17 protein-coding genes are annotated in these 16,930 nt (G+C 65.7%); 13 read left to right on the forward strand and 4 right to left on the reverse strand.

The genetic code is table 11. The annotated features are described in order from the left end of the window. Window positions 1–3: 3 nt before the first annotated feature. Together BRSPCE3_RS15355 and BRSPCE3_RS15360 are read left to right on the forward strand one after the other, a co-directional pair. The gene (locus tag BRSPCE3_RS15355; protein ID WP_244066693.1) at window positions 4–567 is read left to right on the forward strand and encodes a DinB family protein; all 564 of its coding nucleotides are present in this window, start codon (window positions 4–6) and stop codon (window positions 565–567) included. A gap of 112 nt (window positions 568–679) precedes the next feature. Continuing rightward, a complete protein-coding gene (locus tag BRSPCE3_RS15360; RefSeq protein ID WP_244066694.1) occupies window positions 680–1,324 on the forward strand; it encodes an alpha/beta fold hydrolase in 645 nt (214 codons plus the stop codon). Here BRSPCE3_RS15360 and paoC read toward each other — a convergent pair. The 3 genes from paoC to paoA are packed head-to-tail and all read right to left on the reverse strand — an operon-like array spanning window position 1,287 to window position 5,107. Beyond that, window positions 1,287–3,488, reverse strand: coding sequence for an aldehyde oxidoreductase molybdenum-binding subunit PaoC (gene paoC / locus BRSPCE3_RS15365; protein WP_244066695.1), 2,202 nt, complete (start codon window positions 3,486–3,488; stop codon window positions 1,287–1,289). The genes BRSPCE3_RS15360 and paoC overlap by 38 nt on opposite strands. A gap of 30 nt (window positions 3,489–3,518) precedes the next feature. Next, window positions 3,519–4,469, reverse strand: coding sequence for a xanthine dehydrogenase family protein subunit M (locus tag BRSPCE3_RS15370; RefSeq protein WP_244066696.1), 951 nt, complete (start codon window positions 4,467–4,469; stop codon window positions 3,519–3,521). Then, entirely contained in the window at window positions 4,466–5,107 is a 642-nt protein-coding gene (paoA, locus tag BRSPCE3_RS15375; protein WP_244066697.1) for an aldehyde dehydrogenase iron-sulfur subunit PaoA, read from the reverse strand. The genes BRSPCE3_RS15370 and paoA overlap by 4 nt, the downstream gene beginning before the upstream one ends. 322 nt (window positions 5,108–5,429) lie before the next feature. Between paoA and BRSPCE3_RS15380 the strand changes: the two genes are divergently transcribed. From BRSPCE3_RS15380 to BRSPCE3_RS15425, 10 genes are all read left to right on the forward strand, one after another. Beyond that, window positions 5,430–6,191, forward strand: a complete 762-nt coding sequence (locus BRSPCE3_RS15380) for a crotonase/enoyl-CoA hydratase family protein (RefSeq protein ID WP_244066698.1) — start codon at window positions 5,430–5,432, stop codon at window positions 6,189–6,191. A 76-nt stretch (window positions 6,192–6,267) separates the two neighbouring features. Continuing rightward, entirely contained in the window at window positions 6,268–7,938 is a 1,671-nt protein-coding gene (locus BRSPCE3_RS15385) for a bifunctional UDP-sugar hydrolase/5'-nucleotidase (RefSeq protein ID WP_244066699.1), read from the forward strand. A 179-nt stretch (window positions 7,939–8,117) separates the two neighbouring features. After that, on the forward strand, window positions 8,118–9,044 hold the full coding sequence (locus tag BRSPCE3_RS15390; protein ID WP_244066700.1) for a histone deacetylase family protein: 927 nt from the start codon (window positions 8,118–8,120) through the stop codon (window positions 9,042–9,044). Between the two features lie 128 nt (window positions 9,045–9,172). Then, entirely contained in the window at window positions 9,173–9,424 is a 252-nt protein-coding gene (locus BRSPCE3_RS15395; protein ID WP_028334494.1) for an exodeoxyribonuclease VII small subunit, read from the forward strand. A 542-nt stretch (window positions 9,425–9,966) separates the two neighbouring features. Beyond that, a complete protein-coding gene (gene dxs, locus BRSPCE3_RS15400; RefSeq protein ID WP_244066701.1) occupies window positions 9,967–11,895 on the forward strand; it encodes a 1-deoxy-D-xylulose-5-phosphate synthase in 1,929 nt (642 codons plus the stop codon). An 88-nt stretch (window positions 11,896–11,983) separates the two neighbouring features. After that, window positions 11,984–12,547: a nucleoside 2-deoxyribosyltransferase gene (locus BRSPCE3_RS15405; protein WP_244066702.1), complete on the forward strand. Its 564-nt coding sequence runs from the start codon at window positions 11,984–11,986 to the stop codon at window positions 12,545–12,547. A gap of 20 nt (window positions 12,548–12,567) precedes the next feature. Beyond that, complete coding sequence (locus tag BRSPCE3_RS15410; RefSeq protein WP_244066703.1) at window positions 12,568–13,329, forward strand: TlyA family RNA methyltransferase; 762 nt, start codon at window positions 12,568–12,570, stop codon at window positions 13,327–13,329. Further along, window positions 13,322–14,563 carry a class I SAM-dependent RNA methyltransferase gene (locus BRSPCE3_RS15415; RefSeq protein WP_244066704.1) on the forward strand — a complete coding sequence of 414 codons (1,242 nt, stop codon included), beginning with the start codon at window positions 13,322–13,324 and terminating at the stop codon, window positions 14,561–14,563. The genes BRSPCE3_RS15410 and BRSPCE3_RS15415 overlap by 8 nt, the downstream gene beginning before the upstream one ends. A gap of 48 nt (window positions 14,564–14,611) precedes the next feature. Then, window positions 14,612–15,064, forward strand: coding sequence for a nucleotidyltransferase domain-containing protein (locus tag BRSPCE3_RS15420; RefSeq protein WP_244066705.1), 453 nt, complete (start codon window positions 14,612–14,614; stop codon window positions 15,062–15,064). After that, window positions 15,016–15,444 (forward strand): hypothetical protein, encoded by a 429-nt coding sequence (locus BRSPCE3_RS15425; RefSeq protein ID WP_244067249.1) that lies wholly within the window; start codon window positions 15,016–15,018, stop codon window positions 15,442–15,444. Before BRSPCE3_RS15420 ends, BRSPCE3_RS15425 begins: the two co-directional genes overlap by 49 nt. 73 nt (window positions 15,445–15,517) lie before the next feature. Here BRSPCE3_RS15425 and BRSPCE3_RS15430 read toward each other — a convergent pair whose 3' ends face one another. Then, entirely contained in the window at window positions 15,518–16,369 is an 852-nt protein-coding gene (locus BRSPCE3_RS15430) for a DUF1194 domain-containing protein (RefSeq protein ID WP_244066706.1), read from the reverse strand. 253 nt (window positions 16,370–16,622) lie between these two features. Between BRSPCE3_RS15430 and clpS the strand changes: the two genes are divergently transcribed. Continuing rightward, a complete protein-coding gene (gene clpS, locus BRSPCE3_RS15435; RefSeq protein WP_024580653.1) occupies window positions 16,623–16,928 on the forward strand; it encodes an ATP-dependent Clp protease adapter ClpS in 306 nt (101 codons plus the stop codon). Window positions 16,929–16,930: the final 2 nt, after the last annotated feature.

Below are 16,930 nucleotides of genomic sequence, written 5' to 3' on the forward strand. Positions count from 1 at the left end.
GATATGCAAGCAGGCCTCGTTCAGACCTTTCGCGCTTTTGCCTACAACAATGCCTGGGCCAATCATCGCCTGCTCACGGCCTGTGCCGGTCTCAGCCAGACCGAGTTCGCCGCGGCGCGGACCGGGTTCTTCCCGAGCTTGCAGGCGACGCTGAACCACATCTACGTCATCGATCTCTTCTACATCGATGCGCTCGAAGGCGGCTGGCTCGGGCCGAAGGCGTGGGCGAATGAAGTGCCCTACCCGGCGGTCGTCGAACTCAAGAGCGCGCAGCGCTCAATCGATCAACGCCTGATCGTTCACTGCGATGCGCTGACCCCGGAGCGGCTCGACGATGTGGTGAAGATCAATCGCGACACCTCCGTGCAGGCCGAGCGGCGCGACCGCCTGCTGATGCATCTGTTTCAACACCAGATCCATCATCGCGGCCAGGCCCACGCGATGCTCTCCGAAACCAAAGTGAAGCCGCCGCAGCTTGATGAATTCTTCGCTGCCGGCGAAGCGCCGCTTCGCGCGGCCGAGTTCAGCGAGCTCGGATGGACGGAAGCCGCGGTGTGGGGCGGCTGAGCGCGCAGTTGCGCCCGTGATCGGGCGATGGGAACGGTTCCCGATCTGAAACCGGGCCTTGAATACGCCCATCTCCACGCTCACCTCTGGTGAAACGTGGGGAACTCCATCTATGCCTTTCGCCAGTCATCGGGGCCAGCGCATCCATTACACCGTCGAAGGATCCGGGCCGCTGATCGTGCTGCAGCACGGCCTGCTGCTCGACGCCGCGAGCTGGAAGCAATGCGGCGTGGTCGACGCGCTTGCCGATCGCTTTCAAGTCGTCTGCGTCGACTCGCTCGGACACGGCGCGAGCGACAAGCCCGCCGATCCCGAACTCTATGATCAGGAACAGCGTGCCGGCGACATCGTCGCCGTGATCGACGATCTCGGCGGCGAGCGCGCGCATGTGGTGGGCCATTCGATGGGCGGCTGGGTCGCGGTCGGCGTCGCGCGGTTCTTCCCGTCGCGGCTGGCGTCGCTCTCGATCGGCGGCTGGGATTTCCTCACCGGATTGCCGCGCGGCAATGCCGGCCCGCTGACCTATGCCGCCTTCATCACCTTCGCCCGCCGCACTGTGCCGGAGCTCGCCGAATGGGTGACGTCCGATCTCGAAGGCGGGGTGCGCGCCTGCTTCAATGCGCTCGGCCAGGTCGACGGCGCCAGGGATGCCACCTCGGCGCCCTGTTCCAGCACGGCGCCGCGATCGGCCGCGGCATCGGCTCGTTCGTCGGACGCGGCTAGACCGGCATCCCTGCGAGCAGCTTGTCGAGCGTGATCGGGTAGTCGCGCACCCGCACAGCGGTCGCATTGTGGACCGCGTTGGCGACCGCGGCAGCGACGCCGCAGATGCCGAGCTCGGCGACACCCTTGGCCTTCATCGGCGACGAGATCGGATCGGTCTCGTCGAGGAAGATCATGTCCTGATGCGGGATGTCGGCGTGGACCGGCACCTCATACCCCGCGAGGTCGTGATTGACAAACAAACCGTGCCGCTTGTCGACTGCGAGATCCTCCATCAGCGCGGCGCCGACGCCCATCGTCATCGCGCCGATCACCTGGCTGCGCGCCGTCTTCGGATTGAGGATGCGGCCCGCGGCGCACACCGCCAGCATCCGCCGGACGCGGATCTCCGCCGTGTCGGCATCGACGCCGACCTCGACGAAATGCGCGCCGAAGGTCGATTGCTGGTAGGTCTTGGCGAGATCGCCATACTCGATGGCATCCTCCGCCACCAGATCACCCGCGCCGGCGGCCTGCGCCAGCGGCACACTGCGATTGCCCGAGCGGACCGCGCCGTCGGCGAACACGGCTTCTTCGGAGTTGAAGCCGAGTTTCTGCGTGATGGCCTCGCGCAGCTTGGTGCAGGCGGCATAGACGCCGGCCGTGGAATTGTTGCCGCCCCACTGCCCGCCTGAGCCGCACGACACCGGAAAATCTGAATCGCCGAGCCGCACGACGACCTTGTCCAACGGTAGGCCCATCATCTCGGCGGCCGTCTGCGCAATGATGGTGTAGGAGCCGGTGCCGATATCGGTCATGTCGGTCTCGACCGTCACCCTTCCCTGCTGGTCGAGGCGGACGCGTGCCGCCGATTTGGTGACGAGATTGTTGCGGAAGGCCGCAGCAACGCCCATGCCGACCAGCCAGCGCCCGTCGCGAACCTGGCCCGGTTTCGCGTTACGCTTGTTCCAGCCGAACCGCGCGGCGCCCTCGTTCAGGCACCGCACGAGCTGCCGCTGCGAGAAGCGCCGCTGCGGATGCTCCGGATCGACCTGGGTGTCATTGGCGATGCGCAGCGCGACCGGATCGATGTCGAGCTTGTCGGCAAGCTCGTCGATCGCGATCTCGAGCGCCATCATGCCGGAGGCTTCCCCGGGCGCGCGCATCGCGTTGCCTTCGGGGAGATCGAGTGCCGCGAGCCGCGTCGCCGTCATCCGGTTGGCGCCGGCATAGAGCAGCCGGGTCTGGCTCACCGCCATGTCGGGCTCGCCCTCGCTGACATTGCCGGACCAGCTTTCGTGACCGATCGCGGTGATCCTGCCGTCGCGCTCCGCGCCAATGCGGATCCGCTGGATCGTCGCCGGACGGTGCGTGGTGTTGTTGAACATCAGCGGGCGTTGCAGCGCGACCTTGACCGGCCGGCCGGCCGCGCGGGCACCGAGCGCGGCGAGCAGCACGTCGGCGCGCAGGAACAGCTTGCCGCCAAAGCCGCCGCCGATATAGGGCGACACGAGGCGAACATTCTCCTTGGGGATGCCAAGCGTCTTCGCCATGTCCTCGGCGCCCCAGGCGATCATCTGATTTGAGGTCCAGACCGTGAGCCTGTCGCCGTCCCAGGCCGCGATCGAGGCGTGCGGCTCCATCATCGCGTGGCCCTGATCGGGCGTGGTGTAGCTGGCATCGAGCTGCACCGGCGCTGCGGCGAAAGCGGTAGCGAAATCGCCGATGGCGGTGTCGGCAGGGCCGCCGATCTTTGGGTCCGGGACGCTCACATGGTCCCGCTCCGCGGCCAGATCGAATTTGCCGTCACCTTTGACGTAATCAATCCGGACGAGCTGTGCCGCGGCGCGGGCTTGCTCGAAGGTGCCGGCAACCACGACGGCGACGGCCTGATGATAATGCGCGATCTCGGGCCCGCCGAGCAGCGGCGCCGCATTGCGCGCACCCTTGCCAAGCTTGCCGGCGTTTTCCGCCGTAACGATAGCAAGCACGCCGGGCGCGGCCTTCGCCGCATCAAGATCGATCGCTGCGATCCGGCCTTTGCCGATCGCCGCGCCGACCACATAGCCATAGGCCTGGTCGGCCACGACATCGTGCCGTTCATAGGCGTAAGGCGCGGTGCCGGTGGTCTTCAACGGCCCTTCGATCCGGCTGGTCGGATGGCCGATCACCTTGAGCTGGTCGATCGGATTGAAGGTCGCGGGATGTTCAAATCGCATGATGCTAAGCCCTCACCTCAAACTTTGATCTCAGACCCTGGCCTCGCGCAGCACCGCCGCGAGCGTTCGCTCGGCGAGCGGCAGCTTGTACGCATTGTCCCTGGTCGGCTTTGCGTCGGCGAACAGCCGCGCCGAGACGGCCTTGGCGCCGTTAGGCAGTTCCGCTTCCGCCGTCTCGACCCGCCACGGCTTGTGTGCGACGCCGCCAAGCGCGACCCGGCCGCTGCCGTCGGGCTGCACGATGGCGGCAACCGAGACCAATGCGAAGGCGTAGGATGCGCGGTCGCGCACCTTGCGATAGAGCTGCGTTCCGCCGACTGGCTTCGGCAGCATCACCGCCGTGATCAGTTCGCCCGGCTGCAGGACGGTCTCGATCTCCGGGCTGTCGCCGGGCAGCCGATGCAACTCGGCAATCGGGATGTTGCGCGTGGTGCCATCGGGCCGCACCGTCTCGACCACAGCGTCGAGCGCGCGCATCGCCACCGCCATGTCGCTCGGATGGGTCGCGATACAGGCGTCGCTCGCACCGACGACGGCATGCTGGCGGCTGAAGCCGCCGATCGCGGCGCAGCCGCTGCCGGGCTTGCGTTTGTTGCAGGGCAGATTGGTGTCATAGAAGTACGGACAGCGCGTCCGCTGCAACAGGTTGCCCGCGGTGGTCGCCTTGTTGCGCAGCTGGCCGGAGGCGCCGGCGAGCAGCGCGCGCGCCAACACGCCATAGTCACGCCGTACGCGCCGATCCGCGGCGAGATCGGTGTTGCGCACCAGCGCGCCGATCCGCAAGCCGCCGTCCGGGGTTTCCTCGATCCGGTCGAGCGCTAGGTCGTTGACGTCGATCAGATGCGCCGGCGTCTCGATCTCGAGCTTCATCAGGTCGAGCAGGTTGGTGCCGCCGGCGACGAATTTTGCATGTGCGGTGGCGGCAGCCGCTGCGGCCGCGTCGCCCGGTGAAGTGGCGCGTTCATAGCTGAAAGATCTCATGCACTCCTCCCGGCGACCTCGCTGATCGCCTCAGCGATGTTGGAATAGGCGCCGCAGCGGCAGATGTTGCCGCTCATGCGCTCGCGGAGCTCGGCATTGGTCAATCGCACCGGTGCGTTGAGGTCATCGGTGACGTGGCTCGGGATGCCGGCCTTGACCTCGGCCAGCATCGCGACCGCCGAGCAGATCTGGCCGGGCGTGCAGTAGCCGCATTGGTAGCCATCGTGTTCGACGAACGCCGCCTGCAACGGATGCAGTCCGTCCGGCGTGCCGAGCCCCTCGATCGTGGTGATCTCGTCGCCCTGATGCATCACGGCGAGCGTCAGGCAGGAATTGATCCTCCGCCCATCGACGATCACCGTGCATGCGCCGCATTGACCATGGTCGCAGCCCTTCTTGGTACCGGTCAGGTGCAGATGCTCGCGCAAGGCATCGAGCAGCGTGGTCCTGGTATCGAGCTCGAGCTGATGGGTTTCGCCGTTCACGTCGAACGATACTCGCGTCATCACAGATGCTCCGGTCGGGGCTGATTGGGCAGCCGCAGGCGGCGGCGCCGCGATCGACGACGCTGCCAGCGAGGCGGCTCCAACAATCAACAGATGGCGCCGGGATAGTTCCAAACGTCCGGAGATCTGCATGCGCTCTCCTCGAGTTCAGCCGCAATGGAGCACGGAACTGACGCGCGCCTGTCGGCGGCTTGGGTGAAATGCCGCGAACCGCGAAATGTTTCTCGCCGAGCGCCAGCCGGCTGCCCCGCCGCGCCAACGCGGCCCTCCTGCGGCCTACGACCAACGTCCCCCGCCCCGGAATCGCGAAATTACGGTTAACTGCATTGCGCCGGCCTCATGCTCGTCCGGGGGGAAAAGCGATCCAGAACACTTGGGGCTTGCACGGGATCATGTAGGATAGTTGGCACGACCTCCGCTCGGCGACGACGCCGGCCGACCCTGGGACCGCTTGATGACCGCGCATGTCATAGTGACCGACGAAGCCGCCACGCGCGTGATCCGGCTGCGCAGGCCCGAGAAGAAGAACGCGATCACCCAGGAGATGTTTCGCGCGATCAGCGATGCGATCGACAAGGCGCAGAACAATCCGAAGATCCGCTGCCTGATCATCACCGGCGGCTCCGGCGTGTTCACCGCGGGCAATGACATCGAGGACCTGCTCGCGCAGGGCACCTCGACCAGCGAGACGCCGCCTGCCTCCGACCTGGTCAAGTTCCTGTATTCGCTGGCCCACAATGTGAAGCCGATCATCGCGGCCGTCGACGGCGTCGCGATGGGCATCGGCACCACGATGCTGTTTCACTGCGACTACGTGCTGGCCAGCAAGACCGCGCTGTTCTCGACACCGTTCTCCAATTTCGGCCTGGTGCCGGAGGGCGCTTCGAGCCTGTTGATGCCGCGCATGATGGGCCACCAGCGCGCCTTCGCAATGCTGGTGATGGGCCGCACCATGTCGGCTGACGACGCCCGCGTCGCGGGCTTCGTCAACACCGTGGTGGCGCCGGGCCATGCCGAGGTCGAGGCGCACAAGGTGGCGCGCGAAATCTGCGCGCTGCCGGCCGAGGCGGTGGCGATATCGCGCCGCCTGATCCGGTTGCCACCGGAGGACGTCACCCGCCGCATCGAGCAGGAGAACCATCTGTTCAGCGAACGGATGCGCTCCAAGGAAGCGGTCGATGCCTTCCGGGCCTTCATGGCGCGCACGAAGGATTGAAACGAAGCGTCGCAAAATTGTAGTGGCGCCGCGCCATGATCGTGTGTTCCATGATCGTGCACACCATGGACAGGTCATGAGACAGCCCCGCCTTACGCTCCTCGCCGCGCTCTGTGCGCTCGGATTGGCCGCAGCCAGCCCCTGCCTAGCGCAGGACGCCGCGCCGGTCGACTTGCGGATTCTCGCGATCAACGATTTCCACGGCTATCTGCGGCCGCCGCCGGGCGGCATCCGCATCGCCGATCCCGCTGATGCGGGCAAGAAGATCATGGTGCCTGCCGGCGGCGCCGAGCGCTTGGCCACAACCGTCAAGCAGCTGCGCGACGGACACAAGAACAACATCTTCGTTGCGGCCGGCGACCTGATCGGCGCGAGCCCGTTCCTGTCGGCGATGTTTCATGACGAGCCGACCATCGAGTCGCTCTCGATGATGGGGCTTGCGGTCTCCTCGGTCGGCAATCACGAATTCGACGAGGGCAAGGACGAGCTGCTGCGGATGCAGAATGGCGGCTGCCACCCGGTCGACAAGTGCCAGGGGCCGCATCCCTTCACCGGTGCGAAATTCCGTTATCTGGCGGCGAGCACCTTCGACAAGATCACCGGCAAGACCGTTTTTCCGCCCTACGAGATCAAGGAGTTCGACGGCGTGCCGGTGGCCTTCATCGGGCTGACGTTGAAGAACACCCCGAACCTGGTGTCGCCGGCCGGCGTCGCGAGCCTCGACTTCCGCGACGAAGCCGAGACCGTCAATGCGCTGGTCCCCGAGCTGAAGGCGAAGGGCGTCGAGGCCATCGTGGTGCTGATCCACGAGGGCGGCTTCCCGACCGGCGACTACAATGAATGCCCGGGCATCTCCGGGCCGATCGTCGATATCGTCAAGAAATTCGACAAGGCAGTCGACGTCGTGATCTCCGGCCATACCCACCAGGCCTATGTCTGCCAGATCGACGGGCGTCTGGTCACATCAGGCGACAAATACGGCACGCTGGTCACCGCGATCGATCTTCGGCTCGATCCGAAGAGCCATGACGTGATCAGCGCCAAGGCCGACAACACCATCGTCAAGATCGGCGGCACCGCCAAGGATCCGGAGCAGAGCGCGCTGCTGGAGTCCTACGACCGGCTGGCCGCGCCGATCGCGAACCGCGCCGCGGGCTCGGTCACGGAAACGCTGTCGCGTACGCCGGCCGAGACCGGCGAAAGCGTGCTCGGCGATATCGTTGCCGACGCGCAGCTCGCTGCGACCGCTGCCGAGCCGAACGGCGGCGCGGTGATCGCCTTCACCAATCCCGGCGGCGTGCGCACCGACATCGTCAAGCGCGAGGACGGCGCCGTCACCTATGCCGACATCTTCGCCAGCCAGCCGTTCCGCAACCAGCTGGTGACGATGACGCTGACCGGCAAGCAGCTCAAGGACGCGCTGGAGCAGCAATGGGCCGACCCGAAGCGGCCGCGCGCCCTGCAGGTCTCGAAGGGGTTCTTCTACGCGTGGGATGCGAGCAAGGGCGACGGCGCGCGCATCGTCGCCGCGCGGATGTCGCTCGACGGCAAGCCGATCGACCCTGCCGCGAGCTATCGCGTCACCGTGAACAACTATCTCGCCGAGGGCGGCGACGGCTTCACCGTGTTCAAGGAAGGGACGGCGCAGCAGTTCGGCATCTACGACGTCGACGCACTCTACACCTACTTCAAGGCCAACAGCCCGGTCGGCCCGGCGGCCGGCAAGCGGATCGAGCGCATCAATTGAGGTGGAACACCTCCGTCCTTCAGCTCGCGCGGAGAGATGGGATTGCTCTAGGCCCTTTCCGGTCGGCCGCTAACGGCCTAGATTAGGGGCTTCTCTTGCATGATCTTGTTCGGAAAACCGCTGCGCACTTTTCCGGATCATGCGTCCTCGCACGCGCATCGATTGCGCCGGGAATTTGCATGACACTGCTTCTGACGCACTCGGCCTGCCTCGATCATTTGACCCCACCCGGACATCCCGAACGCCCCGACCGGCTGCGTGCGGTCGCCGAGGTGCTCGGCGAAGACCGCTTCAAGGCGCTGGTGCGCGACCTCGCGCCGGAAGGCGACCTCGACACTGTGCTGCTGTGTCATGGCGAGCACTATGTCGGAGAGCTGCGCCACATCGCGCCGACCTCCGGCATGATCTATATCGACGGCGACACCTCGATGTCGCCGGGCACCTGGGAAGCCGTGATGCGCGGCGTCGGCGGCGCGGTGGCTGCCACCGAAGCCGTGATGGAGGGCAAGCACCAGAACGCCTTCGTCGCGGTGCGCCCGCCGGGCCATCATGCCGAGAAGTCGACACCGATGGGCTTCTGCTTCTTCGACAATGTCGCGATCGCCGCACGCCATGCACAGCGCAAATACGGCATCAAGCGCGCCGCGATCATCGATTTCGACGTCCATCACGGCAACGGCACCCAGGACATCTTCTGGGCCGATCCGACCGTGATGTACTGCTCGACGCACCAGATGCCGCTGTTCCCCGGCACCGGAGCAGCCGGCGAACGCGGCGAGCACGACACCGTCGTCAACGCGCCGCTGGCGCCCGGCGACGGCGGCGCCAGGTTCCGCGCAGCCTTCGAGAACCTGATCCTGCCGCAGCTGGAGAAGTTTTCCCCCGAGCTCGTCGTCATCTCGGCGGGCTTCGACGCGCATCACCGCGATCCCTTGGCGTCGATCAACCTGACCGGCGAGGATTTCGGCTGGGTCACGCGCAAGCTGATGGACCTCGCCGACAAGAGCGCCGGCGGCCGCGTCGTCTCCGTTCTGGAGGGCGGCTACGACCTCGAGGGCCTGAAAGAGTCGGTAGCATCTCATGTCACCGCATTGATGGGCGCCTAATTCCCCGCCACAATACGCCCGCAAAAATTCGATTGATTCTGCGCCGGGGCAAGCATGGCCTGCGACGGGTCATGTTTGGACGACAAGATCAGGTTGCGATCTGATCCACGCAATCGGGAACGCAAAGAATGGCCGAAAACACTCAAGCCGACGTCAAAAAGCTGTCCTTTGAACGCGCGATCGAGGAGCTCGAATCGATCGTCAAGCGGCTCGAGGACGGCAAGGTCCCGCTTGAGGAATCGGTCGCGATCTACGAGCGCGGCGAGGCGCTGAAGCGGCGCTGCGAGGAATTGCTGCGCCAGGCCGAGGCCCGCGTCGACAAGATCACCACCGACGCCTCCGGCCAGCCGACCGGCACCGAGCCGCTCGACGTGCAGTAGCGCCGCACGGCGCGACCCTGCGACAGGATGTCCGCCACGGCGGGCAATTGTTGCTGCCTGTTTCCGGCAATCCATCACGCCGCGGGCTGACCGCGGCGACCGGCTGCGGCTGCGAATCCGGCCGATCCGGACCGGCCGGCTGCAGCTAAAATGGCCAAATTGGAACCCGCCTTTGGCCCCAACCATTGAAAAGTCTAGGTTTTTCAAGACAACGCATAGGAACCCTGCATGCCCTATCGGGTTGGCTTTGGTTACGGCTTTGGTGTAATGCTTCCAGTTCTATGGGCATTTGAGATTGGCGGGCGGCCCGAATTCTTCGGGCGGCATGCATCTCAAATGGTTCGACAAAACTGAACCGGGACGGGTGAAGAGCGACCAAGGTGATGCGTATCACGTGGTCCAATCCGGAGTGAATCTAGTCTTACAACCAGGCACGGTCTGCCGGGGCGGCACCCAGTGTCTGGCATTCGCTGCGCGATGTGCGCGCCAACCCATCTCGCGTCGGGCGGTTCGTTCCGACAGGCAAAAATTGGAAATTCGCTGTGACCACATTTAGTAAAACGCCGCTTCTTGACACTATTCACACGCCCGATGACCTGCGCAAGCTGAAGGTCGAGCAGGTCCGGCAGGTGGCCGACGAGCTCCGCCAGGAAACCATCGACGCGGTGTCGGTGACCGGGGGCCATTTCGGCGCCGGCCTCGGCGTGGTCGAGCTGACCACCGCCATTCACTACATCTTCGACACCCCGCGCGACCGCCTGATCTGGGACGTCGGCCACCAGGCCTATCCGCACAAGATCCTGACCGGTCGCCGCGACCGCATCCGCACCCTGCGCACCGGCGGCGGCCTCTCCGGCTTCACCAAGCGCACCGAGAGCGACTACGATCCGTTCGGCGCCGCGCATTCGTCGACCTCGATCTCGGCCGGCCTCGGCATGGCCGTGGCGCGCGACCTCTCCGGCGGCAAGAACAACGTTATCGCCGTGATCGGTGACGGCGCGATGTCGGCGGGCATGGCCTATGAGGCCATGAACAACGCCGGCGCGATGAACTCGCGCCTGATCGTGATCCTCAACGACAACGACATGTCGATCGCGCCGCCGGTCGGCGCGATGAGCGCCTATCTGTCGCGCCTGTACTCCGGCAAAACCTATCGCTCGCTGCGCGAGGCCGCCAAGCAGATCAACAAGCGCCTGCCGAAGATCCTCGCCAACCGCGCCAACCGCGTCGAGGAATATTCCCGCGGCTTCATGATGGACGGCGGCACGCTGTTCGAAGAGCTCGGCTTCTATTATGTCGGCCCGATCGACGGTCATAACCTCGACCATCTGCTGCCGGTGCTGAAGAACGTCCGCGACATGGAGACCGGCCCGATCCTGGTTCACGTCGTGACCCAGAAGGGCAAGGGCTACGGCCCGGCCGAAGCCTCCGCCGACAAGTATCACGCGGTCGTCAAGTTCGACGTCGCGACCGGCACCCAGGCCAAGGCCAAGCCGAACGCGCCGGCCTACCAGAACGTGTTCGGCCAGAGCCTCGTCAAGGAAGCGCAGAAGGACGACAAGATCGTCGCCATCACCGCGGCGATGCCGTCGGGCACCGGCGTCGACATCTTCAACAAGGCGTTCCCGGACCGCACCTTCGACGTCGGCATCGCCGAGCAGCACGCGGTAACCTTCGCCGCCGGCCTCGCCACCGAGGGCTACAAGCCGTTCTGCGCGATCTACTCGACCTTCCTGCAGCGCGGCTATGACCAGGTGGTCCATGACGTCGCGATCCAGAGCCTGCCGGTCCGCTTCGCGATCGACCGCGCCGGCCTGGTCGGCGCCGATGGCGCAACCCATGCCGGTTCGTTCGACAACGCCTATCTCGGCTGCCTTCCGAATTTCGTGATCATGGCCGCCTCCGACGAGGCGGAAATGGTCCACATGGTGGCGACGCAGGTTGCGATCAACGATCGTCCGAGCGCGCTGCGCTATCCGCGCGGCGAAGGCCGCGGCGTCGAGATGCCGGAAGTCGGCGTTGCCTTGCCGGTCGGCAAGGGCCGCATCATCCGCGAAGGCAAGAAGGTCGCCCTGCTCTCCTTCGGCACCCGTCTTGCCGAGTGCGAGAAGGCAGCCGACGAGCTCGCCGCCCACGGCCTCTCCGCCACCATCGCCGATGCGCGCTTCATGAAGCCGCTCGACGAAGAGATGATCATGAAGCTCGCCCGCGACCACGAGATCCTGATCACGATCGAGGAAGGCTCGATCGGCGGCTTCGGCTCGCATGTCATGCAGTTCCTGTCGGACAACGCGATGCTCGACAGCGGCATGCTCAAGTTCCGCTCGATGATCCTGCCCGACGTGTTCCTCGATCACGACTCGCCGGCCGCGATGTATGCCCGCGCCGGTCTCGACGCCAAGAGCATCGTTGCCAAGGTGTTCGAGACCCTCGGCAAGGATTACAAGACCGAGACCGTCAAGCTCGCGTAATCGTTTCGGGCGGCCCGAACATTTCCGGTTCTGATTGAATCAGAACCGGAGCTCTGTTCACTCGAAACGCCATAGCACCGGCAAGTCCATGAAAATCTATCTGGCAGGTCCTGACGTGTTCCTGCCGGATGCCGTGGAGATCGGCCGCCGCAAGGCGGAGGTCTGCGCCTATCATGGGCTAAGCGGGCTTTATCCGCTCGACAACAGCATCAATCCCACGGTCGCCGGCGCGTCACTCACCATCTTCAAAAGCAATGAGGCGATGATGGAGTCTGCCGACGCCATCATCGCCAATTTGACGCCGTTTCGCGGCCCCAGTGCCGACGCAGGCACGGTCTACGAACTCGGCTACATGGCGGGACGCGGCAAACTGTGCCTCGCCTATTCGAACGATCCCACGTCCTACGCCAATCGCGTGGCGCGGCAGCAGCAGGTCGTGCCGGCATCCGACGGACGCCTGATCGACGCGGAGGGGCTGACGGTGGAAGAGTTTGGACTGCCGGACAATCTGATGATGATGCACGCGCTGGACCTGCACGGCAGCCCGCTGGTGACGCCGCGGGAGCCGTCCGCCGATCTCTGGCACGATCTCACCTCCTTCGAGGCCTGCGTGCGGCTCGCCGCCGCGCAGCGCCGGCAGAGCGCCAAGTAGCGAAACAGGTGACCAAACCGGTGACCAGAGCGGGTGACAACGACAACGCCGCATCCGCCGGCAAGCGGATCGACGTGCTGCTGGTGGAACGCGGCCTGTTCGAAAGCCGCGCCCGCGCGCGCGCCGCCATCGACGCCGGCCTCGTCACCGCCGATGGCAAGCCGATCGCGAAAGCATCCGAACTCGTCACGCCCGGCGCCGAACTCACGGCCGAGCCGGCGCATCCCTATGTCTCGCGCGGCGGCGTCAAGCTCGCCGGCGCGCTCGAGCACTATCCGATCGAGGTCGAGGGCCATGTCTGCCTCGATGTCGGCGCCTCGACCGGCGGCTTCACCGAAGTGCTGCTCGCCAACGGCGCGAGCCTGGTGTTTGCGATCGATGTCGGTCACGGCCAGTTACATTCCTCGCTGCAGGGTCATCCGAAGATCGTCTCCATGGAGGCGACCGACATCAGGAATTTCGAGGGCAAGCGGCTGCCGGCGCGGCCCGATGTCGTGGTGATCGACGTCAGCTTCATCTCGCTGAAACTGGTGCTGCCGGTGGCGCTGTCGCTGGCGGCCGCGCCGATGCATCTGCTGGCGCTGATCAAGCCGCAGTTCGAGGCGGCGCGCAAACACGCCAAGCGTGGCGTGATCCGCAACGCGATGGTCCACCAGGAAATCTGCGACGATATCGCCGCTTTTGCCGCCTCGCAGGGCTGCACCGACATTCAGGTGTTCCCGTCATCGATCACGGGCGGCGACGGCAATATCGAATTCTTCCTCGGCGCACGCCGTGGCTGAGACTGTCACCATCGACCATGTCGGCCACCGCGGCGACGGTGTCGCGATCGAGGGATCGCAGCCGATCTTCGTGCCCTACACGCTCGGCGGCGAAACCGTCGAGGTCGAAGACGTTCCCGGCAATCATCCCGACCGGCGGCGGCTGCTGCGGGTCACGCAGGAAAGCCCGGAGCGGATCGCGCCGCTCTGTCCGCATTTCGGCGTCTGCGGCGGCTGCGCGATCCAGCACTGGAACGACGGCCCTTACCAGGCCTGGAAACGCAACATCGTGGTCGAGACCTTGGCCCAGGCGAAGATTGCTGCCGAGGTCGCGCCGCTGCTCGACGCCCATGGCGCGGGCCGCCGCCGCATCACGCTGCACGGACGCATGGGCAACCACGGAGTGCTGAAGGTCGGCTTCGCCGCTGCCGGTTCGCACGACATCGTCCCGGTCGACCGCTGCCCAATCCTCGATCCCGCACTCGACGGCGCGCTCGAGGCGGCCTGGGCAGTCGCCGAACCGCTGATCGTGATCGGCAAGCCGCTCGACATCCAGGTGACCGCGACCAGGAACGGCCTCGACATTGACGTGCGCGGCTCCGGCGCGCTGCCGACCAGCCTGATCACCACCTTGTCGCGGGTCGCCGAAAAGCACCGGCTGGCGCGGCTGACGCGGCATGGCGAACTGGTGCTGCAGCGCGGCTCGCCCGAGATTGCGATCGGCAACGCGAAGGTGGTGCTGCCGGCTGGCGCGTTCCTGCAGGCGACCGCCAAGGGCGAGGAGACGCTGGCGGCGCTGGTGCGCGAATGTTGCGGACGCGCCAAGCACGTCGCCGATCTGTTTTGCGGCGTCGGTCCGTTTGCGCTGCGCCTCGCGGAGAAGGCGCGGATCGCCGCCTTCGACAGCGACGCGGGCGCGATCACGGCGCTGCAGAAGGCCGCGCAAGCGACGCCGGGGTTGAAGCCGCTGAAGGCCGAGGCGCGCGACCTGTTCCGCCGCCCGCTGATGCCGCAGGAATTGCGCGACTACGACGCCGTCGTTTTCGATCCGCCGCGCCAGGGCGCACAGGCACAGGTCACCCAGCTGGCGGCGAGCAAGGTGCCTGTCATCGTTGCGGTGTCCTGCAACGCCGCGACGTTTGCGCGCGACGCCAAAATCCTGATCGATGGCGGCTACAGGATCGCCGGTGTCACGCCGGTCGATCAGTTCCGCCACACGCCGCATGTCGAGTTGGTAGCGCGCTTCGCGCGTTGAGGCTGCGACTATCGCGGTGCACAGAGGCCTCGCTATAATCTGCGCATCATGTCCCACGATCCGTTGCTCGCTCGCATCATTCCCGTTCTCGCCGCCGTTCCTGGCGTCGCCGCCATCGTGCTCGGCGGCTCGCGGGCGCGCGGCACGGCGCATGACGGCTCCGACACCGATCTCGGCCTTTACTATCGGGATCACGCCGCGCTGGACGTCGATCGGCTGCGCGCGGCCGTGACGGGTCTGGTCGATGATCCCGCTGCCGCCCATGTGACACCGGTCGGCGAATGGGCCCGTGGATCGTCGGCGGCGCCTGGCTTGCGATCGGCGGCCGCAAGGTCGACCTGCTCTACCGCAGTATCGATGAGGTCACCGATATCGTCGGCGCCTGCCGGAACGGCGAGATCAGCATGCACTACCAGCCAGGGCATCCGCACGGCTTCTGCTCGGCGATCTGGATGGGTGAGATCGCGCTGTGCCGTCCCCTGCACGATCCCGACGGACTGATCGCGGCACTGAAGGCGAAGACCGCACCCTACCCGCCCGCGTTGCGCGAAGCCCTGCTCCGGCGCTTCCGATGGGAAATCCTGTTTGCGATCGAGAATGCCGAGCTCGCCCTGCCGCGCGGCGACAGCACGCAGATCGCCGGCTGCGCCTATCGCGCGCTGGCCTGTCTCGCGCAGGTGCTGTTCGCACTGAATGGACAGTACCTGATCAACGAAAAGGGAGCGCTGGCGCAGGCCGGGAATTTTCCCATGACGGTTCGCGACCTCGCCACGCGTGTCGCCGAGGTGTGGCGGCAGATCGGCGCCGGGCAACATGCAACCGCGATGCAGACCTTGCGCGAACTCGATAGCGACGTTCAGAAGATTTGTAGGGCGGATTAGCGAAGCGCAACCCGCCGCGCCTCCGCGGAGCGAATGGTGGGTTACGCTTCGCTAACCCCACCCCGCAAGGCTGCTACCGTCCCCAGCGGTCCTGCCAGATCTTCTCGCCGATCGTGCAACTGACCCGCGGCTCCTTGTCGGCGGTCCGTACGACCGGGCGCTCGGGGGTGCGGCCGGCGACCTCGAGCAGCAGCTTGGTGCGGATCGCCTCCTTGAACTTCTCGCGATCCTTGATCGTCACCACGAAGGAGCCCGGTCCGCCGATCACGCAGTCCTCGTAATAGTAGTCGAGATTTTCGATATCCATCGTCGAGTAGGACGGCTCCTTCACCATGATCGGCAGGCCGTTGATGACGATGCCCTTGTCGAGCGCCGCGTCGCGTGCCGGCGTGATCGGCGTGCCGTTGTTGTTGGGCCCGTCGCCGGAGATATCGATCACGCGGCGCAGGCCGCGATGCGGGTTCTCGTCGAACATCGGGATCGCGAAGTAGATCGCACCCGAGATCGAGGTGCGCGAGGCGCGGCGCACCGGCGTCTTCATGATTTCGGCGGAGACCGCGTCCGCCGATTCAGGGCCGTCGATCACCCGCCAGGGAATGATCACCTTCTGGTCGTTGGATGCGGCCCATTCGAAATAGGTGATCGAGATCTTGCCGTTCGGACCGGCCTTCAGCGCCTGCAGGAAATCCTTGGAAACGATCGCCTGCGCATAGCCCTCGCGCTGGATCGCAAGCTCGTCCATGTCCATCGAATAGGAAACGTCGACCGCGATGATCAACTCGATGTCGACGCTCGGTGAGGATTCCTTCTCGGCAACGCGATGGCCGGGCTGAGTTCCCGGGCCGGGCGCGGCAACACCGGCCACATCGCCGCTGGCCAACATGCCCGCGACAAGCACCGCTCCGATCGAGACATACCAGCGCATTGCGGCCCTCCCGTCGTATGGTGTCATGGTGACACGCAAATCAGGCGCCGAAAAGCGCAGATATCATCTGTCCTTCACATTCAGGTTAGACGCCTGCCGGTTAGACGCCCACAGACTGGACTCACTTGCCGCGAATGCGGCAGCACGCGCCGTGCCGTTGCCGCAATGACGCCGTGCAAATCGACCGGTTCCAAGGCGCGCCGGAAGACGGTATTCTTACGGGGCAATCGCGAGGGAGTGCCGAGGGACTGCAATGCCCGATAGCGTCGTCAAGCCGAAAACCAGGACGAAGACCAAGGTCGAGCGGCCACGCCTGCACAAGGTGATCCTGGTCAACGACGACTACACGCCGCGCGAATTCGTCGTCACGGTGCTGAAGGGCGAATTCCGCATGACCGACGACCAGGCCTACAAGGTGATGCTGACCGCGCATCAACGCGGCGTCTGCGTGGTCGCGGTCTTCACGCGGGACGTCGCCGAGACCAAGGCGACGCGCGCCACCGACGCCGGTCGCGCCAAGGGCTATCCGCTGCTGTTCACCACCGAGCCGGAAGAATAGCG

Origin of the sequence: Bradyrhizobium sp. Ce-3 (assembly GCF_022835695.1) — a bacterium.
Classification (GTDB): Bacteria; Pseudomonadota; Alphaproteobacteria; order Rhizobiales; family Xanthobacteraceae; genus Bradyrhizobium.

Coding starts and splice junctions, on each gene's coding strand:
- BRSPCE3_RS15355 (WP_244066693.1), top strand. CDS start 4: ATGCAAGCAGGCCTCGTTCAGACCTTTCGCGCTTTTGCCTACAACAAT.
- BRSPCE3_RS15360 (WP_244066694.1), top strand. CDS start 680: ATGCCTTTCGCCAGTCATCGGGGCCAGCGCATCCATTACACCGTCGAA.
- paoC (WP_244066695.1), bottom strand. CDS start 3,488: ATGCGATTTGAACATCCCGCGACCTTCAATCCGATCGACCAGCTCAAG.
- BRSPCE3_RS15370 (WP_244066696.1), bottom strand. CDS start 4,469: ATGAGATCTTTCAGCTATGAACGCGCCACTTCACCGGGCGACGCGGCC.
- paoA (WP_244066697.1), bottom strand. CDS start 5,107: ATGCAGATCTCCGGACGTTTGGAACTATCCCGGCGCCATCTGTTGATT.
- BRSPCE3_RS15380 (WP_244066698.1), top strand. CDS start 5,430: ATGACCGCGCATGTCATAGTGACCGACGAAGCCGCCACGCGCGTGATC.
- BRSPCE3_RS15385 (WP_244066699.1), top strand. CDS start 6,268: ATGAGACAGCCCCGCCTTACGCTCCTCGCCGCGCTCTGTGCGCTCGGA.
- BRSPCE3_RS15390 (WP_244066700.1), top strand. CDS start 8,118: ATGACACTGCTTCTGACGCACTCGGCCTGCCTCGATCATTTGACCCCA.
- BRSPCE3_RS15395 (WP_028334494.1), top strand. CDS start 9,173: ATGGCCGAAAACACTCAAGCCGACGTCAAAAAGCTGTCCTTTGAACGC.
- BRSPCE3_RS15405 (WP_244066702.1), top strand. CDS start 11,984: ATGAAAATCTATCTGGCAGGTCCTGACGTGTTCCTGCCGGATGCCGTG.
- BRSPCE3_RS15420 (WP_244066705.1), top strand. CDS start 14,612: ATGTCCCACGATCCGTTGCTCGCTCGCATCATTCCCGTTCTCGCCGCC.
- BRSPCE3_RS15425 (WP_244067249.1), top strand. CDS start 15,016: ATGGGTGAGATCGCGCTGTGCCGTCCCCTGCACGATCCCGACGGACTG.
- BRSPCE3_RS15430 (WP_244066706.1), bottom strand. CDS start 16,369: ATGCGCTGGTATGTCTCGATCGGAGCGGTGCTTGTCGCGGGCATGTTG.
- clpS (WP_024580653.1), top strand. CDS start 16,623: ATGCCCGATAGCGTCGTCAAGCCGAAAACCAGGACGAAGACCAAGGTC.